This window comes from Methylobacter arcticus (assembly GCF_050917435.1).
GTDB classification, from domain to species: domain Bacteria; phylum Pseudomonadota; class Gammaproteobacteria; order Methylococcales; family Methylomonadaceae; genus Methylobacter_A; species Methylobacter_A titanis.
In genome coordinates this window covers 1,644,930-1,670,377 of record NZ_CP159583.1, presented here as the reverse complement: position 1 = coordinate 1,670,377, position 25,448 = coordinate 1,644,930, and the positions used below count along the sequence as shown (strand labels likewise).

Annotated in this window: 29 protein-coding genes; 14 read left to right on the top strand and 15 right to left on the bottom strand. The window is 48.1% G+C overall.

Translation table 11 applies throughout. The features are described from left to right. Positions 1–138: 138 nt before the first annotated feature. The 3 genes from ABXJ76_RS08095 to ABXJ76_RS08085 form a co-directional block, all read right to left on the bottom strand. Positions 139–894, bottom strand: a complete 756-nt coding sequence (locus ABXJ76_RS08095; RefSeq protein WP_432745875.1) for a hypothetical protein — start codon at positions 892–894, stop codon at positions 139–141. Positions 895–984: 90 nt separating this feature from the next. Next, a complete protein-coding gene (locus tag ABXJ76_RS08090) occupies positions 985–1,260 on the bottom strand; it encodes a cytochrome c (RefSeq protein WP_432745873.1) in 276 nt (91 codons plus the stop codon). Between the two features lie 10 nt (positions 1,261–1,270). Next, complete coding sequence (locus tag ABXJ76_RS08085) at positions 1,271–2,476, bottom strand: molybdopterin-dependent oxidoreductase (protein ID WP_432745871.1); 1,206 nt, start codon at positions 2,474–2,476, stop codon at positions 1,271–1,273. A gap of 173 nt (positions 2,477–2,649) precedes the next feature. On the opposite strand from ABXJ76_RS08085, the gene ABXJ76_RS08080 reads away from it, so the two are divergent. Continuing rightward, positions 2,650–3,267: a hypothetical protein gene (locus tag ABXJ76_RS08080; protein WP_432745869.1), complete on the top strand. Its 618-nt coding sequence runs from the start codon at positions 2,650–2,652 to the stop codon at positions 3,265–3,267. Positions 3,268–3,888: 621 nt separating this feature from the next. Here ABXJ76_RS08080 and ABXJ76_RS08075 read toward each other — a convergent pair. The 5 genes from ABXJ76_RS08075 to ABXJ76_RS08055 are packed head-to-tail and all read right to left on the bottom strand — an operon-like array spanning position 3,889 to position 8,750. Next, positions 3,889–5,235, bottom strand: a complete 1,347-nt coding sequence (locus tag ABXJ76_RS08075) for a GldG family protein (RefSeq protein WP_432745867.1) — start codon at positions 5,233–5,235, stop codon at positions 3,889–3,891. Beyond that, positions 5,232–5,984: an ABC transporter permease subunit gene (locus tag ABXJ76_RS08070; protein ID WP_432746474.1), complete on the bottom strand. Its 753-nt coding sequence runs from the start codon at positions 5,982–5,984 to the stop codon at positions 5,232–5,234. The genes ABXJ76_RS08075 and ABXJ76_RS08070 overlap by 4 nt, the downstream gene beginning before the upstream one ends. 2 nt (positions 5,985–5,986) lie before the next feature. After that, a complete protein-coding gene (locus ABXJ76_RS08065) occupies positions 5,987–6,916 on the bottom strand; it encodes an ATP-binding cassette domain-containing protein (RefSeq protein WP_432745865.1) in 930 nt (309 codons plus the stop codon). Positions 6,917–6,924: 8 nt separating this feature from the next. Continuing rightward, complete coding sequence (gene hflD / locus ABXJ76_RS08060; protein WP_432745863.1) at positions 6,925–7,548, bottom strand: high frequency lysogenization protein HflD; 624 nt, start codon at positions 7,546–7,548, stop codon at positions 6,925–6,927. A 2-nt stretch (positions 7,549–7,550) separates the two neighbouring features. Continuing rightward, positions 7,551–8,750, bottom strand: coding sequence for an EAL and HDOD domain-containing protein (locus tag ABXJ76_RS08055; RefSeq protein ID WP_432745861.1), 1,200 nt, complete (start codon positions 8,748–8,750; stop codon positions 7,551–7,553). A gap of 143 nt (positions 8,751–8,893) precedes the next feature. On the opposite strand from ABXJ76_RS08055, the gene ABXJ76_RS08050 reads away from it, so the two are divergent. Continuing rightward, positions 8,894–9,109: a heavy-metal-associated domain-containing protein gene (locus tag ABXJ76_RS08050; protein ID WP_432745860.1), complete on the top strand. Its 216-nt coding sequence runs from the start codon at positions 8,894–8,896 to the stop codon at positions 9,107–9,109. Further along, a complete protein-coding gene (locus tag ABXJ76_RS08045) occupies positions 9,109–11,442 on the top strand; it encodes a heavy metal translocating P-type ATPase (protein WP_432745858.1) in 2,334 nt (777 codons plus the stop codon). Before ABXJ76_RS08050 ends, ABXJ76_RS08045 begins: the two co-directional genes overlap by 1 nt. A gap of 291 nt (positions 11,443–11,733) precedes the next feature. Here the strand turns inward: ABXJ76_RS08045 and gorA are convergent, their stop codons facing one another. From gorA to ABXJ76_RS08030, 3 genes are all read right to left on the bottom strand, one after another. After that, a complete protein-coding gene (gorA, locus tag ABXJ76_RS08040; RefSeq protein WP_432745856.1) occupies positions 11,734–13,086 on the bottom strand; it encodes a glutathione-disulfide reductase in 1,353 nt (450 codons plus the stop codon). 36 nt (positions 13,087–13,122) lie between these two features. Further along, the gene (locus tag ABXJ76_RS08035) at positions 13,123–13,650 is read right to left on the bottom strand and encodes a peroxiredoxin (protein WP_432745854.1); all 528 of its coding nucleotides are present in this window, start codon (positions 13,648–13,650) and stop codon (positions 13,123–13,125) included. A gap of 308 nt (positions 13,651–13,958) precedes the next feature. Then, positions 13,959–14,402 (bottom strand): DUF2383 domain-containing protein, encoded by a 444-nt coding sequence (locus ABXJ76_RS08030; RefSeq protein WP_432745852.1) that lies wholly within the window; start codon positions 14,400–14,402, stop codon positions 13,959–13,961. Between the two features lie 668 nt (positions 14,403–15,070). Here ABXJ76_RS08030 and ABXJ76_RS08025 point away from each other — a divergent pair. Further along, a complete protein-coding gene (locus ABXJ76_RS08025) occupies positions 15,071–17,215 on the top strand; it encodes a TonB-dependent receptor family protein (RefSeq protein ID WP_432745850.1) in 2,145 nt (714 codons plus the stop codon). Here ABXJ76_RS08025 and ABXJ76_RS08020 read toward each other — a convergent pair. Then, positions 17,178–18,122: an IS1595 family transposase gene (locus ABXJ76_RS08020; protein ID WP_432740541.1), complete on the bottom strand. Its 945-nt coding sequence runs from the start codon at positions 18,120–18,122 to the stop codon at positions 17,178–17,180. The genes ABXJ76_RS08025 and ABXJ76_RS08020 overlap by 38 nt on opposite strands. 418 nt (positions 18,123–18,540) lie before the next feature. Here ABXJ76_RS08020 and ABXJ76_RS08015 point away from each other — a divergent pair, with 418 nt between their 5' ends. The 6 genes from ABXJ76_RS08015 to ABXJ76_RS07990 all read left to right on the top strand — a co-directional run bounded on the left by ABXJ76_RS08015 (position 18,541) and on the right by ABXJ76_RS07990 (position 21,537). Continuing rightward, the gene (locus ABXJ76_RS08015) at positions 18,541–19,032 is read left to right on the top strand and encodes a PepSY domain-containing protein (RefSeq protein ID WP_432745848.1); all 492 of its coding nucleotides are present in this window, start codon (positions 18,541–18,543) and stop codon (positions 19,030–19,032) included. Positions 19,033–19,117: 85 nt separating this feature from the next. Beyond that, positions 19,118–19,603, top strand: a complete 486-nt coding sequence (locus ABXJ76_RS08010) for a DedA family protein (RefSeq protein ID WP_432745846.1) — start codon at positions 19,118–19,120, stop codon at positions 19,601–19,603. A gap of 109 nt (positions 19,604–19,712) precedes the next feature. Then, positions 19,713–20,213, top strand: coding sequence for a peroxiredoxin family protein (locus ABXJ76_RS08005; RefSeq protein WP_432745844.1), 501 nt, complete (start codon positions 19,713–19,715; stop codon positions 20,211–20,213). A gap of 3 nt (positions 20,214–20,216) precedes the next feature. Further along, on the top strand, positions 20,217–20,642 hold the full coding sequence (gene hemJ / locus ABXJ76_RS08000; RefSeq protein WP_432745842.1) for a protoporphyrinogen oxidase HemJ: 426 nt from the start codon (positions 20,217–20,219) through the stop codon (positions 20,640–20,642). A gap of 38 nt (positions 20,643–20,680) precedes the next feature. Further along, complete coding sequence (locus ABXJ76_RS07995) at positions 20,681–21,118, top strand: YeeE/YedE family protein (RefSeq protein WP_432745840.1); 438 nt, start codon at positions 20,681–20,683, stop codon at positions 21,116–21,118. Positions 21,119–21,120: 2 nt separating this feature from the next. Next, the gene (locus ABXJ76_RS07990; RefSeq protein WP_432745839.1) at positions 21,121–21,537 is read left to right on the top strand and encodes a DUF6691 family protein; all 417 of its coding nucleotides are present in this window, start codon (positions 21,121–21,123) and stop codon (positions 21,535–21,537) included. 486 nt (positions 21,538–22,023) lie between these two features. Here ABXJ76_RS07990 and ABXJ76_RS07985 read toward each other — a convergent pair whose 3' ends face one another. The 3 genes from ABXJ76_RS07985 to ABXJ76_RS07975 all read right to left on the bottom strand — a co-directional run bounded on the left by ABXJ76_RS07985 (position 22,024) and on the right by ABXJ76_RS07975 (position 24,222). Then, positions 22,024–23,058: a phage integrase gene (locus ABXJ76_RS07985; protein WP_432745837.1), complete on the bottom strand. Its 1,035-nt coding sequence runs from the start codon at positions 23,056–23,058 to the stop codon at positions 22,024–22,026. 459 nt (positions 23,059–23,517) lie between these two features. After that, complete coding sequence (locus tag ABXJ76_RS07980) at positions 23,518–23,778, bottom strand: hypothetical protein (RefSeq protein WP_432745834.1); 261 nt, start codon at positions 23,776–23,778, stop codon at positions 23,518–23,520. A gap of 54 nt (positions 23,779–23,832) precedes the next feature. Beyond that, the gene (locus ABXJ76_RS07975) at positions 23,833–24,222 is read right to left on the bottom strand and encodes a helix-turn-helix domain-containing protein (RefSeq protein WP_432745832.1); all 390 of its coding nucleotides are present in this window, start codon (positions 24,220–24,222) and stop codon (positions 23,833–23,835) included. A gap of 81 nt (positions 24,223–24,303) precedes the next feature. Between ABXJ76_RS07975 and ABXJ76_RS07970 the strand changes: the two genes are divergently transcribed. The 4 genes from ABXJ76_RS07970 to ABXJ76_RS07955 all read left to right on the top strand — a co-directional run bounded on the left by ABXJ76_RS07970 (position 24,304) and on the right by ABXJ76_RS07955 (position 25,447). Next, complete coding sequence (locus ABXJ76_RS07970) at positions 24,304–24,585, top strand: helix-turn-helix domain-containing protein (RefSeq protein ID WP_432745830.1); 282 nt, start codon at positions 24,304–24,306, stop codon at positions 24,583–24,585. A 76-nt stretch (positions 24,586–24,661) separates the two neighbouring features. Beyond that, positions 24,662–25,036, top strand: coding sequence for a response regulator transcription factor (locus ABXJ76_RS07965; RefSeq protein WP_432745828.1), 375 nt, complete (start codon positions 24,662–24,664; stop codon positions 25,034–25,036). A gap of 59 nt (positions 25,037–25,095) precedes the next feature. Then, positions 25,096–25,311, top strand: a complete 216-nt coding sequence (locus ABXJ76_RS07960) for a hypothetical protein (RefSeq protein WP_432745826.1) — start codon at positions 25,096–25,098, stop codon at positions 25,309–25,311. After that, the gene (locus ABXJ76_RS07955) at positions 25,304–25,447 is read left to right on the top strand and encodes a hypothetical protein (protein WP_432745825.1); all 144 of its coding nucleotides are present in this window, start codon (positions 25,304–25,306) and stop codon (positions 25,445–25,447) included. The genes ABXJ76_RS07960 and ABXJ76_RS07955 overlap by 8 nt, the downstream gene beginning before the upstream one ends. The last annotated feature ends 1 nt before the right edge of the window (position 25,448 follow it).

Here is a 25,448-nt window from a genome sequence, read left to right as displayed (position 1 = left end):
CCATCAGTAAGGTTGGAAATACGTTTTTAAAGGGGTTGGAAGCCCCGTGGCGCAAATCAACGCTACCCGCTTTTCAGCCTTCAACATGGCCTTTACCAGCCCAATCTGAGTGACGCAGAACTTGCCGGACTATGAGTCCTAGTTTGAATTTTTTGCGATAAAAACCGACTTTCCCGCTTTGGCTGAGATACGCTGGTATTTGGCGTAAGCGGTGCCGGCAGAATTGCGCAATTCCGCTTCACTCGCCTGGTTGGCAAAACCGCGCGCAATCGCTTCCAATACGTAGGCTTCCGGCGCCATGAAGCTGAACGTGGTCACCACCGGCTTTGAACCTGCGGCCTGTAAATGCTCTGAGAAAAACTCCTCGCTCATGCAAGCCAGGACGACGGCTTGTTTATTATGCCCCGCATGTTTTGGAAAGCGTTCTATGATGGGCAGGTTTTGTTCGTCCATCAAGCCGTCATGGCCGATGAATACCACCATTTCACGCTCTGCCGCATTAGGCGGTGTGGCTGCTTGTTGCATAAAGTCAAGCATCGCCTGGTCAATCCGGCTGCCGCGATAAGCATCGGCGGTAACGGTGAGCTTGTCCTTCCAGGCAAACTGGCAGCGTTCCAAGATGGTATCGCTAATATCTTGTTCGCAGCCCAACTTTCGCCAACCAGCCGCTTTGCTCAAAAAGGTTTTCACGCCGTAAAGCGCACCCCAGTAGAGATTGGTGCGCGGATCATCGCCATTGCCGATTTTCGCAGGAACCGGCGCGATGCCTTGCGATACATTGTCGACCAGAGACACAATCACATAAATATGCGTGTTTGGCGCGGCTGTGGCACAAGGCGGCAACAGCCCAACAAGCAGCATGCTGAGTAAACAAATCGAGCGCAGGGTAATCATGGTAGGGACCCGCCTGAAAGTGTAAAAAATTGAAAGTTATGTTACAACACGACTGCCCCAACATAAGTTGGCAGACACAAAAGTGTACCCTTATTTCCCGTAATTCTGGGCCAGATAATCGATGATGATCTGTTTGTCGGCATCATTGATCGGCGCACCCATACTATTGATCATCTTGCCGACTGTTTTTTCCCAGCCTGCCCGATCCGGAATCGGGGCATGCTGGGTGACATAGTCCAGGCTGTGGCACATTGCGCACTGCGCAACGACTTGGTTTTTGCCCGGCCTGTCCTTTAGAAATATTTGGCTTTCCCCGGCCGTTGCGGTGGCCGCAAAAAACCATAACAACAAAATCAGCGTTCGCATCATGTTCTCCTCAGACCAGCTGGATGGTAATTTTCTGCACGGCGTTGTGGTGGTAACCGGAAGGATTCGGGATCGGCGCTAGCGGTTGGCTGGCGCCAGAGTGGCTGGTGGCTCTCGCCATAATCCGGCATGCTCCCAGACGGCTAGGTTCAAAGACCCAGTGCCATTGGCGCCAGGAAAAGCGACCGTAATCCTGCTTCAATGTGGCCTGCTGCCAATTGCTGCCGCCATCCGTGGAAACCTCCACGCGTGCGATGCCATTGCCGCCATCCCAAGCTACGCCGTTGATTTCGACGGACTTGGCGTTAAGCAAGGTCTGCCCGTCTGCCGGACTGGTAATCAATGAATTGACCGCTATTTCCGTGATCGGCATATCGGCTGCGGTTTCCTGTGAGCTGAATTGTCCGCTTGGGAAGCGATCTTTGGGGATGCGGTAAGCGGTCTTCATCCAGTAGCCGTCGAAGGGTTTGGATATGACATTAACCGCAGTCAGATGCTTGATCCAATAGGTGGCGGTCCAGCCGGGAATGATCAGGCGGGCAGGAAAGCCGTTCCAGTGAGGCAAAGGTTCGCCGTTCATCTCGAAGGCGATCAGGGTGTTTTCATCCAGCGCTTTCGCCAGCGGCAGGCTTTTGACAAAGTCCGGCGTGGTGGGCAGTACGCCAGAATCGGCACCGGCCAGACTCACTTCCAGCGCGGATTTGTCGATTCCGGCCCCCGCTAGCACATCTTTCAGGCGAACGCCGCGCCAGAGCGCATTGCCCATTGCGCCGGAACCCCACTGTAATCCGGGGACAGGCGGTTGAAATGCCCCCCGGCGATTGCCGGCGCACAGACACAGGGCGGCGATGTCGACTTGTTCGAAATCCTTGCGCAATTGTTCAAGGCTGAGTTCCAACGGCGTGCGAGCCGCATCGCCGCCTATGCGCAGCCGCCATTCGCCGGTTTTTACCTCGGGAATGACGGCGTTATGGTAACGCACGAAGAAGCGGTTATTGGGCGTAAAGGGCGCATCGAAATAATTGATCGGTGTTTCGTAATTGGGAGGACGATACGTTTTTTTGATCAGCGCCTCCTTGCCGGGAAGCGTCTCGATGATCGTTGCTTCCTCCGCAGCCGTAGCGGTCGCCAGGCCCGATCGTTGCAACAAAGCCAAGCCGCCGAGCGCTGCCAGGCCGCCTGCGGTCTTCTTGATAAAGTGTCTTCTGTCGACCATAAAACATATCCTCGGTTGGATGCACAGCTATACTTTGAACGCTCAAAATTACGGAAAACCAATACCGGGCAGCCCCGTAATCCGACAACCCTTTGTCGTGTTGTGTTGGGTTATACTACCGTATATTTCACATAACTTTTACTTGAATTTTCTGCAAATTCCTGGAGTTTCCAATGGCGACAACTAACGTTTTATTAAAGAGCTTCCGGTGTTATCACACCAAGAAAAGCCTGTCTGGGTTGGCGGGACTTTTAAGTCTATTGTTCTTGTTGAGCGGCTGTCAGGCCGTATTAACTCCTGAACAGGTTACTACGGCATTTTGGGAAGCGATGGCAGCAGGCAATCTTGACTCCGCCAGAAAATACGCTACCCAGGAGACTCAACAGCTTGTGACTAAGCAGCAAAATCTGGAAGATGCGACAGTTAAGACCGGGGTGATTTTAATCGACGGTTCCAATGCAACGGTAGCAACGGTCATGACGTTAAAAAAACCCGAGAACAACAAGGATTTGTCTTTTGATACCGTTTTATTAAAAGAAAACGATCTATGGAAAGTCGATTATCAGCGAACGCTCAATAATCTTTCAATCCTGCCTTTCGGAGATGTTTTTAAGAGCCTGCGGGCGATAGGCGAAACCATTAACAAGGAGCTGGAGCAGCAAATTCCTTTGTTTGAGCAACAAATAAAATCCTTCAGTGATGAGTTAATACGGCAATTGGACGAATTTCGCCGTCAGCTGGAAAAAGCGGCCCCGCCTAAAAAACAGCAGCCTGATTCCACTACCCTATAAGCGTTTATCTCCAAATTCAGGTGAATGTTATATCGCGAAGCTAACCGGGCGCGGTCTACGAAAGCATCAAAAGAATGAATAGGTCTGACACGGCAGGCTAGAGCGACGCTATTTTCAGGCATTCAGCTCGGCTTGCAGGGTGCGGGGCGGACTATAAGTCCCAGAAGACGAGTTAGCAGGGCAAAACTCTGGTCGATGAACTGGCCTATTGGGCTGATCGTATTGCCCGCTGGTTAAAATAGGGTAAGCAGGTACCTGTTTATTTCAACAATACTGCAGATGCACGGCGCCTTTTAACGCCTTGGCCTTGCAGGAGATGTTGGATAAGTGATTGGTAACCGTTCATCCCTGGAGCGCGGAAATCCTGTCCGTCGAGAGGAACAAGACGACCGAACCCTAGGGCCATATGAGGGGGAACGAACAGTTACCAGATGCCATTGTATAGCACCGAAGCTTTCAAGAACCTTTCAGCCAAATGAGAATCTACTCGCCGCCACCCGTATAATTTAGATAAATCGCAATGTTACACAACGCTGGCCGTGTACTGTTGAGTTTTTATCGGATTAAGCGAAAAGCCCCGCCATTCAGAGCGATGAGGATGGCAAATTAACCAGACACACCTTAACGCTGCTTACGTTTACGCCAGATATAGAAACCCGTCCCCATTAATAGCACCGGTATGATGATCAAAAAACCAAAGCCGATAATGCCGACGCTGAGTTGGCTTAATTGCAGGCTTTTATCGGTTGCAACTTTGGCAGGGATGTCGATAAACCGGTCATCATGAATCAGCCAGTTGATCATTCTTAAGCCCATGTCCAGATTGCCGACATTGCCGAGATAAGTGTTGGATAGAAAATCGCCATCACCTACCACCACGATGCGCTGCTGCGTTTTTTTACCAAGGTCGCGAGTTAATGCATAGGCAAAGGCAAGCGGGCCTTGTTTTTCGTCGCCGTCGGCATCGAAAACAATTTTTCCGGCTATCGGGCCGGTTTCTGTCCATGACTGCGATACGCTTTTGAGTAACTCCATGGGGTAAAAGTCTGTTTCTTCGCCGATTGCCAATGCGGCAGTAACCGGATAAACGGTTATGGTCTGAAAGCCTTGGGTGATCGGATGAACGCTATAATCGCTGGCGAGCACGAAGCTGGGGTCGTTAATGCCGTAAAGCTTGGAACTGCTGTCTACCAGAGTTCCCGGAAGCTGGCGCAAACCCAGAAGCTGTTGCAAGGCGTCCAAATGGTGGTTGCCCGGATCGGTCAGCAACAGCAGGTTGCCGCCTTGCTGGACATAGCGTTTGATCAGTTCCAGTTCAGCTGCCAGTAACGGCACGACGGGGGCGGTGATCACCAGCAACGCAGAGTTGCCTGGAATGTCCGGCATGGTCGCCAGATTGATGGATTGAGCCTTAATTTTACGGTGATCCAATTCCTTGCTGAATTGGCCTAAATCGAAATTGGCGATGCCGTCAGCCGCACGCTCGCCGTGGCCGGTCAGGAAAGTGACCCAGCGTTCATCGGCGTTTGCCAGTTGCAGCAGCGCATTGGTCAGCGATGATTCGTCGATAAAATTCAGTTTTTCAGTACGTCCTTGGTAGTCGACAATAATCGCGCCGGTCGCGCCTATATTCAGTTCGCGTATTTTTTCCGGCTGCGCGCCGGGGTCGATAAAAGTCAGCGTTAGCTCGGCTTTATGGCGTTTATAGCGGTTGATCAAGTGTGCGATCTGACTTCTTAGCGCGGGGTCTTTTTTAATAAAGGCGGTGATAACTATTTCGCCTGGCATCGACTCCAGCAGTTTTTGCGATGCCTGAGACAGCGTATTACCGGCATTGCCGGTTATGTCGGTTTCAATGCTGTAGCGGGTGCTGATCCAGGCCAGCGTGCCGAGCATGCACAATAGAACCAGGATAATGAGCCCATTTTTCAAGCGGATTTGCTGGTGTTTATGAGGCGATATTTTCATTTTTGCAAGCGCTCATTGTCGAGACTGCGGATACTGAGTGCGATAAAGGTGGTGATAAACAGCAAAAAGTAACTGACGTCGACCGAGCTGATCAGGCCGCTTTGGATGTTCTGGAAATGCCTGAGAATCGACAGGTATTCAAACAGTTCGCTGCGTTGATCTGTCAGACCGGATGTCCAGTCTAAAATCCACAATAACAGCAAAACACCGAAAGTACTCATCGCGGCAACAGTCGGATGACCGGCGATGCAGGACATAAACAGGCCGATTGCGGTAAACGCAGTAACCAGCAACAGTAAGGCTAAAATATTGGCAAACAATTTACCCAAATCCAGTTCGCCGCCGCCCAGTAAAGATAACGGCATCAGGGTGATCAGGGCAATGATCAATAGCATCAGTCCGAGTATGCCGACATACTTGCCGAGGATAATGTCGATAGTGGAAACCGGCGCGGACAACAGCAAAGACAGGGTTTTATTGCGCCGTTCTTCGCAAATCAGACGCATGGTCATTAACGGCGTGACCAGTAACAGAATAATGGCCGCGTTACCGAATAAGGGCGGCACGATAATGTCGGTCAGGCCTGGTGCGCCTTCGATGGAAGCCAGCTTGGGCTGGAGCGAGGTAAAGGCTTCAACCTGGGTTAAAAACAAGAATGCCAGAATAAATTGTAATATAGCTAATATCGTCCAGGCCATCGGCGATAAAAACAGGGTTCTGAATTCGCGGGAGGCAATGGTTAAAATCAGGCTCATAACTCGCGATGTTCCTTGGTTAGGCTAATAAAAATATCTTCCATCGACCTTTTTATCGGTGTCAGTTCCTGTAATCCCCATCCGGCGGTAATGATGTGTTCGGCAATTTGTTCGGCCGGATTGGCGGTTACGCTGTGATGAATTTTGATCCGGTTTTCGCTCATGGTTTCGATAGAACTGATGCCGGGGAGAGTTAGCAAGCTGTTAATGTCAGGCACTAGCCGGGTGGTGATTTGCAGAGTGCCGGTATCCATTTGCCGGTTAAGTCCGGCTATAGTTTCATTCAAGATCAGCTGTCCCTGATGAATAATTTGTACATGGGAGCAGGATTCCTGCACTTCGGTGAGTATATGGGTAGACAGGATGACCCCATGATCTTGTCCCAGCTCCCGAATTAAGCTACGTATTTCCCGGATTTGTATGGGATCGAGACCAACCGTCGGTTCATCAAGCACGATCACTTCAGGGTTGTGCAAGATGGCTTGAGCAATGCCGACGCGCTGCTGAAAGCCCTTGGACAAATTAACGATTAATCGCTCGGCAACCTCGGCTAAACCGCAACGCTCTTTGGTTCGGTTGATCGCATCAGTAACAGAACTTTTGGCTACGCCGTGCAGTCTGGCGCAATAAAGCAGAAATTCCTGAACGCTTAGCTCTTTGTATAGCGGCGGCGTATCGGGTAAATAGCCCAGATTCCGTTTGGCGGCTTTGGGTTGGTCGAGCAGGTCGAAGCCGTTGATTGTGATTTGCCCGGCGCTGGGTGCTAAATTGCCACATAGCATCTGCATAGTGGTGGTTTTGCCTGCGCCGTTAGCACCTAAAAAACCGAGCACTTCGCCTTTGACTAAAGTAAAACTGACATCGTTAACGGCACAATGTTTGCCGTAATAACGGGTCAGGTGTTCAGCTTCAATCAGGGTAGTCATACGGAAGGCTAAAGCTGTTTCAGCAGGATTTGTAATTCAGCTTGAATTTTCTTACGGTAAAACAGGAACTTCCAGCGGGTGCCGCCGCATCGTTTCCAAAGAATGGCCGAACGTATTCCGGCCAGTAAACAAGCGCGTATTTTATTGACGACATCGGGCTTGGATAAGTATTCCTGTTCACCATTAACCATGATTCTCGGTTGCAGTGTGCTGACGGTGGTGTGATAAATGTCACCGAGATTTGCCAGTACATTTTCATGGAGCAAGCCAAAATGTTCCGATTGTGCTTGGGCACGTTCAATTCCGGTAAAAATGGTTTTAAGCATGGCCGGTTGCTTGGCTAGTTGATTCTCCAGAAAAACCAGCGACGCGGCATAGCGTGCTTGTTCAGGATTGGCGATTTTAAGACCGGTCATTTGATCGTTAAGCTGTAAAACCCCCAGATTAATGCCTGATAAACCGCCGTAGACATTGGCTACACCCTGTTCATCACTGATAAAAAGACTGCCTATGCTGGCTTCAAGGGCGGACGAGTCGGCGGTGCCGGTCGTTGCCAGTTGTTGAACTAGCACAGCGGCCTGAGAAATGCCCGCAAGAGCGATAGTTTGGTTTGCGATGGTGTTTAGTAACATAATTATTTTATAGTGCCCATAATGTCTTTTGCCCAGTTTATGCTTTTAATGTAAGCATCGCCAATAATAGATTGGTCAACATTGCTAAATGATATAGATGAAATGTCCCAGCGCTCATAGCTGATAACACAGTTAAGCGCTTCACCGCCCAGCCCTTCTTTGTGCAATATGGCTGAAACAATATCATCGGCCAAAGGCAATTGGCTGAGCGCTTCATCTAAGGGTATATCCAGCAAGCTATCCAGATTGGATAAGATGCCAATCAGGAAAAATTTGTCTGATTTATTGCCGCTTAGATAGGCTAGTTCTTCACACATTCTGCCTCGTATCAATGCGTTTTGCATGACCGCTTCCGGTTTTTCGGATAAGGAAGCCAGTGTCAATATATTTATCCAGCGTTTTATTTCGATCAGCCCCAAATAGGAAATGGCATGGCTAATGGATGAGACTTTATTGGGCAGGGCGAAAAACGCGGAATTGATATAGTGCAGCAGTTTATAGCTGAGTCCGACATCAAGCGAGATTATCTTGGTCAGATCTTCAAATTCTACATCGGGGTTGTTAACGGTGTTTAACAATTGAATGGCTGCCGTTTGATTGACGCTGATGCGCTTGCCGGAAACCAGATTGGGTTTGTTGAAAAAGAAACCCTGGAAATAATCGCAGCCTAATTCAAGCAGGTATTGATACTCGGAGTAGGTTTCTACTTTTTCTGCGAGCAGTTTTACCTTGTAGGACTTGAGGCGAGTGATCAGCTCTCGTGTTTTGGACTCGCCCATTTCCAGAATATCCAACTTGATAATGTCGGCAAATTCCACCAGCGGCGTCCATGCATCAGAAAAGACAAAGTCATCCAGGGCAATGATATAGCCTAGATTTGACAGTTCTGTTAGGTTGGCGACGATGGTCATGTCGATTTCAACATTTTCCAACACTTCAACAACAATCCGATCTTTAGGAAGGCGTAAAGGGGTTTTATCCAGGATGTTTTGCGTTGTAAAATTAATAAAAGCTTTGTGAGGTCCGACTATGGTGTTAAGGCCAAGCTCTAAAATGGTATCGGTAATGACCTGATTGGTCGCTTGCGTAGCGCCATCCTTATGATTCAGGTCGAAATCATTGCCCCTAAAAAGAAGTTCGTAGGCGTAGATATTCAGCTCCTGGTCAAAAATCTGCTGCCGCCCGATGATAATGTCTGCCATTTTAATTGCTGGAGGTGTTAAGTTTAACTATCTTTAGGTCGGATTTAGCGCGAAACCCGAAATAAAAGCGGATTTATACCATGATTATCGACTATCAGTCGAGTATGATACGGTAATACTTCACTGCACAAGAGGACATAAAAATGACTGAATCTGTATCGTTAACCGTTATCGGTATGAAATGTGGCGGTTGTGAAACCAATGTGACGACTAAACTGAAAGCCATTGATGGCGTGTTGTCGGTTAAGGCATCGAGCAAAGACAAGGAAGTTAAGGTCGATTTCGATGCTGAAAAAACCAGCCTGGATGTTATTAGCGCCGCCATTATTGATGCGGGTTTTACCGTAGAGACAGCGTAATGAGTACAAATACTTCCGAAGATTTGCGCTTATCTATTTTAGGCATGAGTTGCGCCGGCTGCGTCAGCACCGTTGAAGGCGCATTAGCGGCAGTTGACGGTGTGACCGAAGTCAGCGTCAATTTTGCCGATCATTCCGCCGCAGTTAAAGGCCATGCCGACCCTGAGTTGTTAATGCAGGCCGTTAAAGCCGCCGGTTACGATGCGGCGGTGATGGAGGGTTTCGAAGATCCTTCCGAGCAGGAAGAGCAAGAGTTGCAACGCTATCGGCAGTTGATGAAAAAAGCCTCGGTAGCGGCAACCCTCGGATTGCTGCTGATGGCTGCCGATCACTTTGGCGGGTTGCCGGAAATTGGTTCAGCAACCGGTTCATGGGTCTGGCCGGAAATTGCGCTGGTCACCTTAAGCGTTATGATGTATTCAGGTTGGCATTTTTACAGCGGCGCCTATAAGTCGTTAATGCTGGGACAGGCTAACATGGATACCCTGATTGCGCTGGGTACCGGTTCGGCGTGGCTGTATTCGTGCATTGTGCTCGATTATTACGATACCCTGCCGTCCCTGGCGAAACATGCCTATTTTGAAGCTGCGGTGATGATTCTGGCGTTTATTAATCTGGGCTCCGGCTTGGAAACCCTGGCTAGAGGTAAAACCTCCAGCGCTATTCGTCAACTGATCGGTTTGCAGCCGCGTACGGCGCGGGTGATCAGGGACGGCGAAGAAATTGATATCGCTATCGAGCAAGTGGGGTTAGCCGAAACCTTGAGAGTCAGGCCGGGCGAGAAAATTGCCGTTGACGGTGTGCTGCTGGAAGGACATTCCACGGTCGATGAGTCGATGTTGACCGGTGAATCGTTGCCGGTAGAAAAAATCGTGGGCGCCCAGGTGGTTGCCGGAACCATGAATCAGAGCGGTAGTTTTTTGTTTACCGCAACCCGCATCGGCCGCGATACCGCATTAGCGCAGATCATTAATAGTGTCCGTCAAGCGCAAAACAGCAAACCGGAAATCGCCCGTCTGGCGGATAAAATTTCCAGCGTTTTTGTCCCGGCTGTGGTCGCGTTCTCAGTACTGACTTTTATGATTTGGTACGCTTTTGGGCCTGAGCCTTCATTGGGTTACGCTTTTGTCACCTCAATGACCGTTCTGGTTATCGCCTGTCCCTGTGCCTTGGGTTTGGCGACGCCTATCTCGGTGATGGTAGCCGTGGGCCGAGCTGCCCAATCAGGCATTTTAATTCGTAAGGGTGAAGCCTTGCAAACAGCCGGTAAATTAACCTGTTTGATACTCGATAAAACCGGCACGGTAACCGAAGGGAAACCGACTGTTTCGACGATTGAAACCGTCGGCGACATTAGCGAAGAGCAAGTGCTGCAGTTGGCGGCGAGTATCGAATCCGGTTCGGAACATCCATTGGCGGCGGCTATTTTGGCGGCAGCAGAAGCTAAGCAGTTAACGCTGGAAAAAGTTAATCAATTTGAATCCGTCGCCGGTCACGGGGTGATGGCGATGATTGATGGGCGGCGCGTGTTGTTCGGTAACAAGGCATTGATGGAGCAGCAAGGCGTTAGCTTCACTCGTTACAATAACAGATTGGAAAAACTGTCGGCTCTGGGTCAAACGCCGATGCTGCTTGCCTTGGACAATAAAGTCGGTCGCATCGGTTCCCTACCGATTGCGACACTTCTGACCTCCATGGATGGAGGGAATGCCGAGGACTGCCGGGAGCAGTCTCGGCCGCCATCCCTGGCAGTCGTGGGCATTATCTCTGTTTCCGATCCGATTAAAAAGGACTCGGCACACGCAGTACATCTGTTAAAAGATCAGGGTGTACGCATCATCATGGTGACCGGCGATAATCAAATAACCGCTCACGCCATTGCCAAACAGGCAGGTATTTCCGAAGTGCGGGCGCAGGTGTTGCCTCAGGATAAAGCCGAGGTGGTTAAAGAACTGCAACAAGCGGGTGAAATCGTCGGCATGGTCGGCGACGGTATTAATGATGCACCGGCATTGGCGCAAGCGGATGTCGGCTTTGCGATCGGCACCGGCACCGATGTCGCTATTGAAAGCGCCGATGTGGTTATTTTGCAAGGCTCGTTGCTGAAAGTGCCTGAAGCCATTGAGTTATCCAAAGCGACGATTATCAATATCAAACAAAACCTGATCGGCGCATTTTTCTATAATACCGTCAGCATTCCGGTCGCGGCAGGCTTGTTGTATCCGCTATTCGGCGTTTTGTTAAACCCGATGATAGCCGGTGCGGCTATGGCTCTGTCTTCTGTGACAGTGGTTGCTAATGCTAACCGCTTACGTTGGACAAAATTCGGTTAAAGTTAAGCTAAATAATCGCAAGATATGAATATCTAGTCTTTGTTTTTATCACTAAGTAGCGTAAAACCCCGCCGTTCAGGGCATAGCTATCTACACAAGTTATTCGCTCTCCCATGGCACTGCCATTAAGTTAGACTGAAAAGACAGTGATGACTGAACAGTGGGGCGCGAATTTATTCGCGCAGTGACAGCCAAATGCGCGAATAAATTCGCGCCCACCTAATGCCAAGCACTTAACCTAATAGCGTAGATTGCAATGCACCTAAAGGAAGGGAATTTGCGGACTATGGGTTAAGACACAGGTTCGCGCAGGGTAACAAATTCTTCGGCAGCAGTTGGGTGTATGCCGATAGTAGAATCAAAGACCGCCTTGGTCGCACCGGCTCGAATGGCAACTGCCATGCCCTGAATAATTTCGGGAGCATCAGACCCGACCATGTGCATGCCGACAACCCGGTCGGTGCTGCGGACCACGATCATTTTCATCAGGGTTTTTTCATCCATACCGGATAGGCTGTTTTTCATTGAGGTGAAACTGGTTTTGTAAATATCGATGTCCGGGTATTTTTCGCGCGCCTGTGCTTCGGTCAGGCCTACCGTACCAATAGTGGGCTGGCAAAAAACGGCAGTAGGAATATTGTCATAATCTACCGGTTTTGATTTATTGACATACAATTTATTGACCAAAGCCATGCCCTCTGCAATGGCTACCGGAGTCAGATTAACCCGGTTAGTCACATCTCCCAGTGCGTAGATTGACGGCACATTGGTTTGATAATCACTGTTGACTTTAATCGCAGCGTCGCCATCCAGTTCAACGCCAAGCTTCTCTAGTCCGAATCCGGTTGAATTCGGCGTCCTGCCAGTGGCATACATCACCAGATCTGTACTCACTTGACTGCCATCAATAAGCCGTGCTGCGAAGCAATCCCCTGTACTTTCTATAGCTTCAATATCGGTATTGAAAAGAATATCAATACCTTTCCTGGTCAGTTCATCAGCCAGAAAATCACGTATATCCTCATCAAAACCACGAAGCAGTTTAGGTCCGCGATGGCAAATTGTCGTCTTAACACCAAGGCCATGAAGAATGCTGGCAAATTCCACTGCGATGTAACCGCCACCGACAATAATGATGCGTTTAGGCAATTGATCGAGGAAAAACATTTGATTGGAGGTGACGATGTGTTGCTTGCCGGGTATGTCAGGAACAGACGGCCAGCCGCCTGTTGCAATCAGCATGCGCTCGGTGCTGTATTCCGTACCGTCAACAGCGACAGTGTGCGCATCAAGCACTTGTGCCCTGCCAATGATAATTTCAGCACCCGATTTTTGCAGCCGATTGTTATAGACAGCGTGTAGTCGCTCTATCTCCCGATTTTTATTTGCAATCAGGCTAGGCCAGTTAAACGTTGATTTGCCCATCGTCCAGCCAAAGCCTGCTGCCGACTCGAATTCACCGCTGAATTGGGCAGCATAGACCAACAGTTTTTTAGGCACGCAACCGACATTGACACAGGTGCCGCCTAAATAACGCTCTTCAGCAATGGCAACTCTTACACCCTGTGCCGCTGCCATATTAGCCGCACGCACACCGCCAGAGCCCGCACCCACAATAAATAGATCATAATCATATTGCGTCATGGGGGTCTCTCTTAGCATTAAAGGGCCAACGTCGGCTCATTTGTTATGTTTTAAATAATCCAGCAGAGTATCAGCATCGCTTACCGTAAATGGATCATCAGGGCAATTATCAGCTTGGCCGGGTTCGCTGAATAATTTGATAATCTTTTTATCCTCGACAACCATTGAATAGCGCCATGAACGACTGCCAAAACCAAGATTGTCTTTTTTCACCAGCATACCCATTGCCTTGGTAAAATCGCCATTTCCATCGGGCAGCATTTTTACATGCTTAATGCCCAGATGCTTGCCCCATTGATACATCACAAAGGCGTCATTAACACTCACGCAATAAACCTCATCAATCCCCTGATCAATAAGCTCCTGATATTTGGCGTCATATCCAGGCAAATGCTGGCTTGAACAGGTAGGTGTATAGGCACCGGGAAGAGCCAAAACAACAATTTTCTTCCCTTTAAAAATATCGTCAGTACTGACATCCTGCCAGCGAAACGGGTTGTCGCCACCGATACTTTCGTCGCGAACACGTGTTTTAAAAATCACATCAGGTACAGTTGAAATCATATTAAAACCTCTTGGTTTATAAGTTAGCGTTTGAGTGAGGTAACGCAATCAATTGAGACAGCGTGAACAAATTACGGTTCACGCTGACATCAATTAGAAACTGTATTTCCGGTATGTTTCAATCCACACCCGACCTCATCCGTCGAGTGACAACCGCCGACGGATAGAGGTCGGTAGATTGTTCCGCCCCGTGAACGAGGAGGTTACCAAAAAGGATAACGATGCCGATGCATCGTTGTCAAACTCACATAATCCCCCTGAAGGAGGAGGTTTCAGACCAACGAAGAAATTTGATGAAATTAAAAAATCTAAGCAGATGCAACGTCCAAAAGCCGATCCAAAGTGCGTATATGGGCGTGTTGAGCAGGCAGCAGCTTCGTTTCAATTAACAAGCGAACAGCCGAAGGCAGATCGGGATTCTGCAGTGCTTCATCATAATCCTCTACGCCAATTTTTTCTCCTTCCAGCAAAACCGTCAGTATGGCTTTTTGACCTAACAAATTAGCGCCTCCCTGGACTATTTCCGCCCAGTTTCCCCAGACTCCTGAACCCTCAGAAGGAGTTCCTCCCAATTGAGAGATTTCTGCCTGCAAACTGGAAACCGCATCCTTATGATTTTCATAAATTGGCATTAAATACTCCGACTCACCCAGTGCGACATCTTCCCGAAACGTATCCAAAGCCTGTTGATAAGTTTCCGTTGTGGCTAATTCATCTTTCAGCAATTTGTCGATTGTTTTAATGTTATGCATAATAAAACTCCTCTATGATTGTTTCTTGATTACATATTTCAATCCACACCCGACCTCATCCGTCGAGTGACGACCGCCGACTGATAGAGGTCGGTGGATTGTTCCGCCCCGTGAACGAGGAGGTTACCGAAAAGGATAACGATGCCGGTGTATCGTTGTCAAACTCACATAATCCCCCTGAAGGAGCATAGCTATCTACACAAGTTATTTGCCCATTGCGAGATAAAAGGTAGGGGCGATCCGGCAGGTCGCCCATCGTGCTGTAGTTAAGTTAATTTTCATGGCTATGTTGGCACGCGCCCTTATCGCGACGTGGGCATGCCCCCCCTCTAAACGTTTCAGACGCGATAATGCGCCATATCAGACTAAGTGATAATGGGCGACCTGCCGGATCGCCCCTACAATTTAACTTGTGTAGATAGCTATGCCTGAACGGCGGGGTTTTTCGCTACTCGTGGGTAAAAAGTTTACCGGAAAAACTTCTGAGAGTCTGTGCGGTGTCGCACACATGGCAAAGGTAGCTGCATAAATTATGCAGTGGAATATATTCGCTGGGGCAACCGCGACAGCCTGTGCTGTGGATTCGGGATTTTTTCCTATAGATAGCGACAAAAGCACCCACTACAATACCTGCCTTAATTTTTTAAAAAAATAAGATAGGTAAAACGATGTCGCAACCTTCTAAAACCCGTCCCGATAGCGATGAGAATTTTCTCAATGATTCGAATAAGCTTATGCTGCCATTTCGGCTGTGCCTGATAACAGCCTCCGTTTTTGCCGCACTGGATGTCCATGCGACCAACACTGATACCATCGACGATACCTCCCCCGCTTTGCAATTGCCCAGTATGGACATTATCGGGCAAGATCCTTCGCAATTGGAACACATTCCCGGCTCCGGATTTATCATTGACAAAACCACGCTCGACCGCCAAGGGCCTTTATCGACTAAAGATGCTTTACGCACGGTGCCCGGAATTCATATTGTTGACGAAGATGTGCTGGGGCGACGCACTAATATAGGTATACGCGGCCTGGATCCAAGACGATCCTCGCGCACGCAATTATTGGAAGACGGTGCACCAATACAGTTGGCACCTTATGGCGACCCCAGTAATCACTACGTTCCCTCAATGAAACGTATCGACCATATCGAAGTTTTGAAAGGTTCCGGACAAATTATGTACGGACCGCAAACCGTCGGCGGCGCCATCAACTTTGTCAGTGCGGCTATTCCTGAAAAATTCGGCGGCTCGATGTCCGCAGTGGGCGGTAATAACGGCTATTACGACACCCATCTTAGATTAGGCGGCACGGTTGATAATGTCGGACTTTCTTTGGATTATATTCGGCAGGAAGCCGATGGCAATCGCCACGGCCAGCATCAGGAAGTCGACGATTTGGCGCTAAAAAGTCTGATTAAATTTAATGACCGGCACCGGTTAATGCTGAAAGGCACCTTGACCCATGAAGACAATAAGATGGGCGAAGCCGGCATAACCGGTGAGATGTTCCGGCAAGGCCGTCGTACCAATTTATTGCGCGACGACCAATTCCAGGTGCAACGTTATTCGGGTCAAGCTTTGTATGAATTTGACATGTCCGACAGCATGCATTTCAGCACCAATATTTACGGCAACCACATGTTCCGTGAATCCATACGTCAGGCTAACGACTCTTCGACGATGAATAACTGTGCGGACCGAAGCACACCGATTTCAGCCGAGGCAGCCTCAACCTGCGGAAACGAGCAACGGCCCAGGACTTACAATGTGTTCGGCATCGAGCCAAAACTGGTCTTTACACATGACGTGTTCGGCGTGCAAAGCGAATCCACACTGGGTATGCGCGGGCATTTCGAATGGGCCGACCGGGAGCGCTATGTCGGCAATGCCGGACCTACCGATACGAATCAGGGCACCGGGCTTAATAATCACGGCCGTAATCGCTACCAAGACAACTCATTAAACAGCCAAGCCTTATCATTCTTTGGCCAAAACCGTTTTTTCCTGGGTGACTTTGCCGTGACGCCGGGTATTCGTATCGAGCATTATTATCAGAACAATATCAATAATATCGACGGTGCTTCGGAAAATTTAATTCGGACGGAAGCCCTGCCAGGCATCGGCGTTACCTATAATGGCATAAAGAACACTACGCTATTTTCCGGAGTTCACCGAGGTTTTTCTCCAGGCAGAATCGGCGATTTTATTGACCCTACAAAGAATATACTGAGCCAAGTAAAACCCGAATTAAGTCTGAATTACGAAGCCGGAATTAGAACCTCGCCAATACCCGGTATCAACGCCGAAATGACTTATTTCAGAATCGATTTTGAAAACCAAATTGTGTTAGATGTTGCGACGCGCGGTGAAGAACGATACATCAATGCTGGCGAAAGCGTACACCAAGGGGTCGAAACCGGCTTCCGTTTGGATTCCGACCAGTTGTTCGGCACCCAATATAATTATTATTTAACGACGTCCTATACTTATCTTGATGCGTATTTTTCCAGCAATGCGCCTGACGCGGATATCGCGAAGGACAATCGCCTTCCTTATGCTCCCGAGCATTTAATTAACGCCAATATCGGTGTCGAAACGCCTTGGGGACTGGATATTCGTTTTGGTATTCAAAGTGTCAGTCAGCAGTTTGGCGATAAGGAAAATACCCCTATAGAAGACAGCACTGGACAAGAAGGTATTATCCCAGGCTATACCATGTTCAATGTCTCAGCCAATTACCAGGTTGTCAAAGACGTAAAAATCTACCTGATTACCCATAATCCTCAGCCATCTTCAGTAGCCGCATAGGCATAGGTGGTGTTCTGACTGCAACGTAACATAGGCGGGGCAGCATATCCTCAAGGACAAATCGCCGATTGAAGCGATAACAAAATTCTGCCAAATAGCGCGGAAGGTGTTTATGATTGATAGCGTGATAAGTCCCGTCAATCGACCTTTTGACATTACCTATCATCGTATTGACCCAAGTGAAGGGTTCCAGCGAGACACATTCAGGGCCTCCACCGGTTACGATGCTGGTATGCTGGCATCCTGCCTTGGTAACAGCGGCAAAACAGGCCAGTCCGTCCGAGACCACGTGACTGTCGGTGCTAAGATGGCGCTTCGCCCAACGAGTGATTTCTTTGGAGCGGAACCCGTTGACCACAGTCATGTTCATGGCAATAGGATGTCCTTTTTCGTTGACCGACACAGCCGCCACAAAAGGTGTTTTGTTGGGTGAACCCCGTCCACGCTTGCCTCCCCGATGTTCGCCGCCCCAATACACGTCATCCAGTTGGATGACGCCGGATAACGGCTTACTATCATCACGCTCCTTCATTACCTGCATCAGCTTCTGTTTGATGCTCCAGGCGGTATTGTATGAAACACCTAATTGACGGCGCAGTGAAAGGGCAGAAACGCCAGTTTTTGCTTGTGTGGTCAAGTGGATCGCGAGAAACCAAGTTGTTAACGGGAGTTTCGTCGCAGAAAAAATGGTGCCACTAATGAGGGAATGTTGATGGTGGCAGTGATTGCACTGATAAACCACCCGTGTTTTCAGGGAGCAGTAGCTTTGCCCACCGCATTCAGGGCAAACATAGCCTTGAGGCCAGCGCCACTGAAACAAGGCTTTTCGGCATTGCCCTTCACTCCCATAATTTTTCATGAACTCGCCCAGGCTATAGCCTTTTTGAAATTGAACTTTGTTTTTCATGACGTTATCCCATCCGTATGGTAGATACTGTCAGTATAGACATTCTTGTAACATTGGCTGTTCTTTATGGGTAATTAGGAAAATCTATATGAACGACTACAATTTGAGCAACAAAACCTATATAGCCAGTCGCGTCGACGGTATTAACCCCGGACAGGGCTTCCAAATGATGGGTGGGATCAAGTGGAGTTTCTAGGTTGTCCTTGCCTGTAAATACCATGGCGTAGCACAACCCATTCCTAACACTTCCACGTACCCGATGAGTGTCTGCTCATTACGCCGGACACTCATTTTTTCCTTAAATGGCGCTTTAAGTGCCACCCAGTATGGGTCATACTGTTGTAATATACTTTTGCTCACAATAGGGTCTCAACCGACCTAACCCTTTAAATTTATTTGTCAACGAGGCATAGCAATCATGAAAATAAAATACTATCAATTCTATCTGAGCAGCCTGATAGCGATTATCAGCGCGACGGCAATAGCCGAGGATAATGCGTCCTTAGATGCCTGTCGTAAGACTGTCGACGATTATGCAAAAGGCGAAATCGTCAAAATCGAATCAGAACAGAAAAAAGGGCAGGCTGTTTATGAAATCGCCCTTAAAGCTGCCGACGGCAGTCAATGGGAATTTAAATGCGACAAAGCCACCGGCAAAATAGTCGAAAAAGAGCAGGAGTTGCCCAGTGCCGATCACCCGGCTTTTGCCGCGCTGAAAAAAATTGACGAAGCAGAGGCTCGAAAAATCGCATTGAAAACTTATCCCGGCACGATTACCGAGGTTGAGTATGAAATCGAATCAGACGGCACCCCGACTTACGAGTTTGATATTAACATGACCGATGGCCGTAAAATGGAAGTTGAGATCGATGCGGCTACCGGAAAAATCGTAAAAGCCGAGGAAGATTGATTAACTGTATGCAAGGTGCGCAGTACGTACGGGACGGTGAAAATATCATCCAAATCGGGCTGAAAAAATATTTACCACATTACCAATGGAAGAGCTGATCCATTTAATCCAGACTAATATACCTTATGCGCCCTATATTATTTTCGGCGCATTAATGCTGGCCGGACTTAACATCCCCATTTCCGAAGACGCCATGCTGTTCGTCTCGGCGGTTTTAGCCAACACCTACCCCGATTATCTGGTACAGCTTTTCATCGCCGTTTATCTGGGCGCTTATCTTTCCGATCTGGTCTGCTACTGGCTTGGACGCATATTAGGCGCGAAACTATTTGAAATCCGGTTTTTCGCCAATAGGGTTTCCGCTCAAAGAATCGGAAAAATCCATCTTTTCTATGAAAAATATGGCTTGATTACGATTCTGGTGGGGCGATATTCCTTTCGGCGTAAGAAACGGTTTATTTCTGGCTGCCGAATTAGGGCGAATGAATTTTCTGAAATTTGCACTCGCCGATTTAACAGCCTGTACAATCACCACGATTTCCTATTTCTCGCTTTATTACCACTACGGTAATAGCGTGATTGACTATATCAAAACCGGCAATAAAATTGTATTCGCTGTCGCGGTTACGCTGACAGCGATCATTTATTACCTGTTCAAAAAACCAAGGCGCGCATAACTGATGAATGCCAAACACCGACTTCCAGGCCTATTATTACTGGCGCTCATTTCAATAACTCTTAGTGTGGGCTGCAGTAAGACCATCACATCGGCGCCTGACGTGACTTTTACCACCATCACCGGTAAAAAAATCGCCCTGAAAGATTTACGCGGCAAGCCGGTTATGGTGACTTTCTGGGCGACCGACTGCCCCAGTTGTATCGAAGAAATCCCCGCCTTAATCGATCTGTATACCCGGTATCATTCCTCGGGTCTGGAGATGATCGCCGTTGCGGTGTATTACGACCCGCCGAATCATGTCATTGATATGACCAAAGCCAGGCAACTGCCTTACAATGTGGCGCTGGATATAAACTCCGATCACGCCGAGGCTTTTGGCGGCGTCATGTTTACACCCAGCACCTTTTTGATCGGCCCGGACGGTTCGGTTGTTAAAAAAGAGATCGGGCTCTTTGACTCGGCAAAAATGAAAACAACTATCGAATCACTACTCAAAGGCTAGCTCATGCTCTGGTTTAAAGCGTTACACCTTATATTTATGGTCGCCTGGTTTGCAGGCCTGTTTTACCTGCCACGCCTGTATGTTTACCATGCAATGAGCAGTGACGAAATCAGCAATGAACGTTTTAAAATAATGGAGCGCAAACTGTTCTTCGGCATTATGACGCCGGGCATGGTCGCAACGTTGATATTCGGCTTTTGGATGCTGATTGTTTACGACTGGAGTGTTTATGCCCATGCCGGTTGGCTACATGTAAAACTATTACTGTTGATGTTGACGCTGGCTTATCACTATTTCTGTTATGTGTGGCTGCTGGATTTTAAATATGACCGCAACCGGCGCAGCCATATTTTTTATCGCTGGATGAATGAAGTGCCGGTTTTGTTTCTGGTCGGTATTGTTATACTGGCAGTTGTTAAACCCTTTTGATCCTATAAACCACAGCGCCCACATCTTAAAGAAAAAATATGAATCTATCCGACTTTACCCACAGTGCCTATATTGCCAGCCTTTCGGGCGGCTTATTGATCGGCATAGCCGCTGCAATGTTTGTGTTATTGAATGGCCGGATTGCAGGCATCAGCGGAATTTTGGCTGGCCTGATCCAGGCCAACAAGGGAGATAAGATCTGGCGAGTCATGTTTGTGCTCGGCTTGGTAACTGCACCTTTTGTTTATCAACTTGCCTTCGATATGCCTGTTGTGACTATCGAAGCGGGAACCATACAATTGATCATTGCCGGTCTGTTAGTGGGACTGGGTACCAGCTATGCGTCAGGATGCACCAGTGGCCATGGTGTCTGCGGCATTTCTCGCGGATCGATTCGATCCATTGCCGCAACGCTGACGTTCATGACGGCAGGTTTTATCACCGTCTATCTGACTCGCCACTTGTTAGGACTCTAATCATGTTGAATATAAGTGCTCTTCTCGCTGGATTGTTGTTTGGCCTGGGCCTCATCATCTCCGGCATGACCGACCCGTCGAAAGTCATTGGCTTTCTGGATTTAGCCGGAGCCTGGGATCCGTCTCTCGCATTCGTCATGGGAGGCGCCATTCTAGTTGGAGCTATTGCCTTTGCTATCGCCAAAAAACGTCAACGCAGCTTGTTGGGAGCACCCATGCAGTTATCCTCTGCAACCGAACTGGATAAACGCTTACTATTAGGCAGCCTAGTTTTTGGCATCGGCTGGGGTATTGCCGGGTTTTGTCCGGGTCCTGCTGTGGTAAGCGCAGCTGCGGGGCAGTCCAAAGCCTGGATATTTGTTGCAGCGATGTTGGCAGGAATGGCTTTGTACAACATGATCGAACGGTGTAGGAAGTGATTCTATTGCCCATCGTTCGTGACTAATGGGCTTTGTACGAGTTACCCCCGTCACTCACCATGCAACTGCCCGCACCACACATCGTGATTTCTGATCGGAATCAACTACCAAAGCAAGCTTTGGACTCCATCACACAAATACCGGAGCTCAAAGTTTGCCTTTGCAACTCGACAATCAGTTCACGATCGTGAAGAATAGACTGAAAACGAATGGGGGGACGAACACTCAACCGAAAATAAATAGCATTGTGAGGCAGTGCAGGTGCGGATATTTGGGTGTGGTCGGCTCGATTATGTATCATCATTTTGTAGCAAACGACGAAAGAGCCTTGAAAAACTTTAATAGTCTTTACTTATCAAGTAGATAGACAAGTAAAATCTATATGGCGGAGAGTGAGGGATTCGAAAACTCAATTGATTTTTAAATTAAATATATTTATGTTATTTATCAATGTATTAATAATTTAATCGATTTAACTAATGGCGGTTATTGGTGGACATTGGCGGTTAGACCGCCAATTTTACCGCCAACGGCAAGAGGATTAAATCTGACGGCATCAATCGAATGATCGGGTGCCAGATGCGCATACCGCATGGTCATTTTAATATCAGAATGACCGAGGATTTCTTGCAGCGATAGAATGCTGCCGCCGTTCATAATGAAATAACTGGCGAATGAGTGCCGCAGGATATGGGTCATCTGCCCCTTGGGAAACCTGAGCTCAGACTGACGAACCACGACATTAAACACATTGATGCTGTTTTTAAACAGCCGGTCATTGGGCCGGACATACTTAGCCCAGGCGATTAGCTCGTTATAAAAACCCGTATCCAGCTGAATGGTTCTGGTTTTCTTAGATTTTGTAAACACATACGTCACCCGGCCATTGTGCAGCTGCTTCCTTGTCAACTTCTCGGCCTCGCTCCACCTGGCGCCGGTGCGTATGCACAACTGTGCTATCCACCAGACAGACTCATTTCTTGGGTGATTTTTCAATAGATCAAACAAAATATCTATTTCGACATGCGACAAATAACCCGTTTGCCCCTCCTGCAGCTTAATAAACTCAACATCGGCGATAGGACAGTCATAATCGATTACCTGCATCTTAAACAGCTTCCGGTACACGGCATTTAAATAGCCATGCTGATTATTAAAAGTCTTGGACGTAACCCGATCAGCATCCTTTTGCGTCCTGCGGTACCGATAGGTCAAAAACATCTCCTGCGTCAGCTCGCTGGCCGTAGGATTACCCATACCGACCGCCATGCGCTCCACATTCTTGCGTCGCCGGTCACCGTCAGACAGATTAACGCCGTGATAGCGATACCAGATGTCCACCAACTCTAGCAGCGTGCGCCGGTCGGTAATAATGCGGATCTTGGTCTCGTACTTGGCCAGATACTCGCGCTCGAACCTTTCAGCCGTTTCCTTGACATCAAACGTCTTTCGTACTCGCGGAATGCCCTTGCGATCTACTTCGACCTGCCATTTACCGCTTTTGGTTTGCTTTACAGACACTTGAACACGACTCTTAACAAACTACTCGAACGGTACTTTTTTTTTTCAAGACCCCCTCGGAAAAGTGTAACATTTGTGACATTAAAAAAATTATCATAATAATATTAATATAATCATAAGGTTATAACTAAAAAAGAGTATCTTAAAAATGTGACATTACTGTAACATTGGTGTGACATTGTCACGGCTTGACGTCACACTTTTGTCACAAAATGTCACACCTCATTAAAAGCGCTACACACCCCGCTGGCTGTTGCTTGTAGCGTATATAAGCAAAACCTGTGTCACGCCATGTCACACTTTTGTTACAGTAAAATCATTATTAAAAATGTCATGTATCCGATTGATTAGCCTAGATAAAATCAAGCGGAATTAAAACGCGTCACAAATGTCACGCTTTTCCGAGGGCCTTCCCAGAAAAAAAATAATTTTTAGCGCGGATTCGGCAAGCGTTGCGGCTTACAGAGCCTGTTTAAAAAGTTTTTTGATTTCGACATGCATACCCAGGCCGTCCAAACTTTCTGGTAAATTATCCAACAGTGCCGCGATCAACGAGACGTTCAGCTCACCGGTTGTGATAGCCGTACGCAACAACTTCCTGCCTGCCTCGTCATGTCCTTGCTGCACCAGAAAACAGCCCGCAGCTGCGGCATCAATGCACAACATCCGGATAGACTCCTCGATTGCGTTAAATTGCTCGTAAATTTGCTCACTGTTCATGGTTTCCCCTTTCAATAAAAATTACTGGATTGAAATATAGCGAACGGGGTCATTTCAATCGCCGTTAGCCTGTTTTTTTAGCTCCTGCTGTTGCGTTTCATCCTGGTCTATAGCCCTTGCGGCTAGTAAGGCCATGCGTTTAATGCAGTCCTGATCCTCCTTTGAGCAATGCTCCACGTTATCGAGCAAGGCTTTTTGGTCTGGGCGTAATGTATAGCCTGGGCTTTCTTCGCTGACCTTCTGTATACGTTGACCGGTAATGATGTAATTAACATCAGCCCCGGCGGCAGCGATTGAGGATAAATAAAGCGCATCCGGCGATCTTTCACCCGACTCATATTTCAATTGAGCACCCTTTTTAACACCTCCAATGCCGCCAAAATCAACCTGCGTCAGCTTCATTCGCAGGCGTTCTTCTTTTAACCTCTCTGAAAAAGATTTCATTTGAATACTTTTTTATTTGACTGGTATTCATTTGAATACCATACTTACCTGAACATTAACTAACAGGTTAAAAACATTACCATGAAAAACAAAAAAATCCGAGAGTTGCAGGCTTTAAAAAAGCCTGAGTACATGCATCCGGCCGACATCAAGGCCGCGCTGCAAAAAAACAACGTCACCCAGCGCGTTATTGCTCATGAGCTGGAAATTTCTGAAACCCTGGTGAATAACGTAATCGCCGGGCGGTCGGCTTCCCGTCGAGTCGCTCGACTGATTGCCGAAGCTACCGGTTTTAGCGTCGAACAAATGTGGCCTGGGCGCTATGACTATGAAAGAGCTACCGACACCAAAGACCCAACCTAAAGTCTTTCAAAAAAGAGGGGTATTTTTGACATTATCAGCCCCCAACCAACACCTGAAAATACGCGAGAATACTTAAATGCACAGAATCAGAGCTAGGATTATCGATAAAGGTCCGTTTACCGAAAAAGAGGCGGAGGTTTTGCGTTATATGTGCGAAGGGCTTTACAGCACCGAAATAGCACTGCGTTTATTCAGATCGCCCAGGACAATTTCAAAACACATAGAAAACATTGCTATCAAACTCAATGCGCGGGGTTCCAGCGAGATCGTCGTCATCGCCATTAACCTGGGCTTTATAGAAATCAGCCTGATCAATCAACCCACGCTGTTAAAGATCATCCTGATGCTACTACTCTGCAACACCTTTTTTCCGCAAGATGACGCCAGACGGCCGCCAAGAACGCCGCGTGCTTCAGTCGTCAGATTTGTCCACATGAATAGGGTGTCCTGATGAGTAATGACAACAGTCGTAAAGTGCCGCCGTTCTGTAACGTCGGCAAACACTAGCGCATGGTTGATCCGGCCAGTCTTAACGCAGGCCAACGGCAACTGCTCTGGTCAGGCATAAAAGCCGAAAACCCGGACTTGGCCGAAATGCTAAAAACCGATGCCAATATCGAGGCATTAAAACAGCGCCTGGGCGCTACCTTCCAGCTGACCGTCGATGATTACGGTCGCTATATCAATGCAGCACAAAAAAAGTTTGAGGAGAAGAACCATGCATAAATTATTAAATTGGCTAGTCGCCAATGCCCCGTTACATCACAAAATAGGCGTCCGTATCGCCCAAATCCGGTATATGCGCTACAAGCGCGTGTTGCGTACTTTGCTGTTACCGCCTGCTTTACAGCGGGAGGTGTAGC

Coding starts and splice junctions, on each gene's coding strand:
- ABXJ76_RS08005 (WP_432745844.1), top strand. CDS start 19,713: ATGAATGCCAAACACCGACTTCCAGGCCTATTATTACTGGCGCTCATT.
- ABXJ76_RS08030 (WP_432745852.1), bottom strand. CDS start 14,402: ATGCATAACATTAAAACAATCGACAAATTGCTGAAAGATGAATTAGCC.
- ABXJ76_RS08085 (WP_432745871.1), bottom strand. CDS start 2,476: ATGGTCGACAGAAGACACTTTATCAAGAAGACCGCAGGCGGCCTGGCA.
- ABXJ76_RS08065 (WP_432745865.1), bottom strand. CDS start 6,916: ATGACTACCCTGATTGAAGCTGAACACCTGACCCGTTATTACGGCAAA.
- ABXJ76_RS07970 (WP_432745830.1), top strand. CDS start 24,304: ATGAAAAACAAAAAAATCCGAGAGTTGCAGGCTTTAAAAAAGCCTGAG.
- ABXJ76_RS08055 (WP_432745861.1), bottom strand. CDS start 8,750: ATGGCAGACATTATCATCGGGCGGCAGCAGATTTTTGACCAGGAGCTG.
- ABXJ76_RS07960 (WP_432745826.1), top strand. CDS start 25,096: ATGGTTGATCCGGCCAGTCTTAACGCAGGCCAACGGCAACTGCTCTGG.
- ABXJ76_RS08010 (WP_432745846.1), top strand. CDS start 19,118: ATGGAAGAGCTGATCCATTTAATCCAGACTAATATACCTTATGCGCCC.
- ABXJ76_RS07965 (WP_432745828.1), top strand. CDS start 24,662: ATGCACAGAATCAGAGCTAGGATTATCGATAAAGGTCCGTTTACCGAA.
- ABXJ76_RS08095 (WP_432745875.1), bottom strand. CDS start 894: ATGATTACCCTGCGCTCGATTTGTTTACTCAGCATGCTGCTTGTTGGG.
- ABXJ76_RS08020 (WP_432740541.1), bottom strand. CDS start 18,122: ATGAAAAACAAAGTTCAATTTCAAAAAGGCTATAGCCTGGGCGAGTTC.
- ABXJ76_RS07975 (WP_432745832.1), bottom strand. CDS start 24,222: ATGAAATCTTTTTCAGAGAGGTTAAAAGAAGAACGCCTGCGAATGAAG.
- ABXJ76_RS07955 (WP_432745825.1), top strand. CDS start 25,304: ATGCATAAATTATTAAATTGGCTAGTCGCCAATGCCCCGTTACATCAC.
- hflD (WP_432745863.1), bottom strand. CDS start 7,548: ATGTTACTAAACACCATCGCAAACCAAACTATCGCTCTTGCGGGCATT.
- ABXJ76_RS07995 (WP_432745840.1), top strand. CDS start 20,681: ATGAATCTATCCGACTTTACCCACAGTGCCTATATTGCCAGCCTTTCG.
- ABXJ76_RS08045 (WP_432745858.1), top strand. CDS start 9,109: ATGAGTACAAATACTTCCGAAGATTTGCGCTTATCTATTTTAGGCATG.
- ABXJ76_RS08075 (WP_432745867.1), bottom strand. CDS start 5,235: ATGAAAATATCGCCTCATAAACACCAGCAAATCCGCTTGAAAAATGGG.
- ABXJ76_RS07980 (WP_432745834.1), bottom strand. CDS start 23,778: ATGAACAGTGAGCAAATTTACGAGCAATTTAACGCAATCGAGGAGTCT.
- ABXJ76_RS08090 (WP_432745873.1), bottom strand. CDS start 1,260: ATGCGAACGCTGATTTTGTTGTTATGGTTTTTTGCGGCCACCGCAACG.
- ABXJ76_RS08035 (WP_432745854.1), bottom strand. CDS start 13,650: ATGATTTCAACTGTACCTGATGTGATTTTTAAAACACGTGTTCGCGAC.
- ABXJ76_RS08050 (WP_432745860.1), top strand. CDS start 8,894: ATGACTGAATCTGTATCGTTAACCGTTATCGGTATGAAATGTGGCGGT.
- ABXJ76_RS08080 (WP_432745869.1), top strand. CDS start 2,650: ATGGCGACAACTAACGTTTTATTAAAGAGCTTCCGGTGTTATCACACC.
- ABXJ76_RS08015 (WP_432745848.1), top strand. CDS start 18,541: ATGAAAATAAAATACTATCAATTCTATCTGAGCAGCCTGATAGCGATT.
- gorA (WP_432745856.1), bottom strand. CDS start 13,086: ATGACGCAATATGATTATGATCTATTTATTGTGGGTGCGGGCTCTGGC.
- ABXJ76_RS07990 (WP_432745839.1), top strand. CDS start 21,121: ATGTTGAATATAAGTGCTCTTCTCGCTGGATTGTTGTTTGGCCTGGGC.
- hemJ (WP_432745842.1), top strand. CDS start 20,217: ATGCTCTGGTTTAAAGCGTTACACCTTATATTTATGGTCGCCTGGTTT.
- ABXJ76_RS08025 (WP_432745850.1), top strand. CDS start 15,071: ATGTCGCAACCTTCTAAAACCCGTCCCGATAGCGATGAGAATTTTCTC.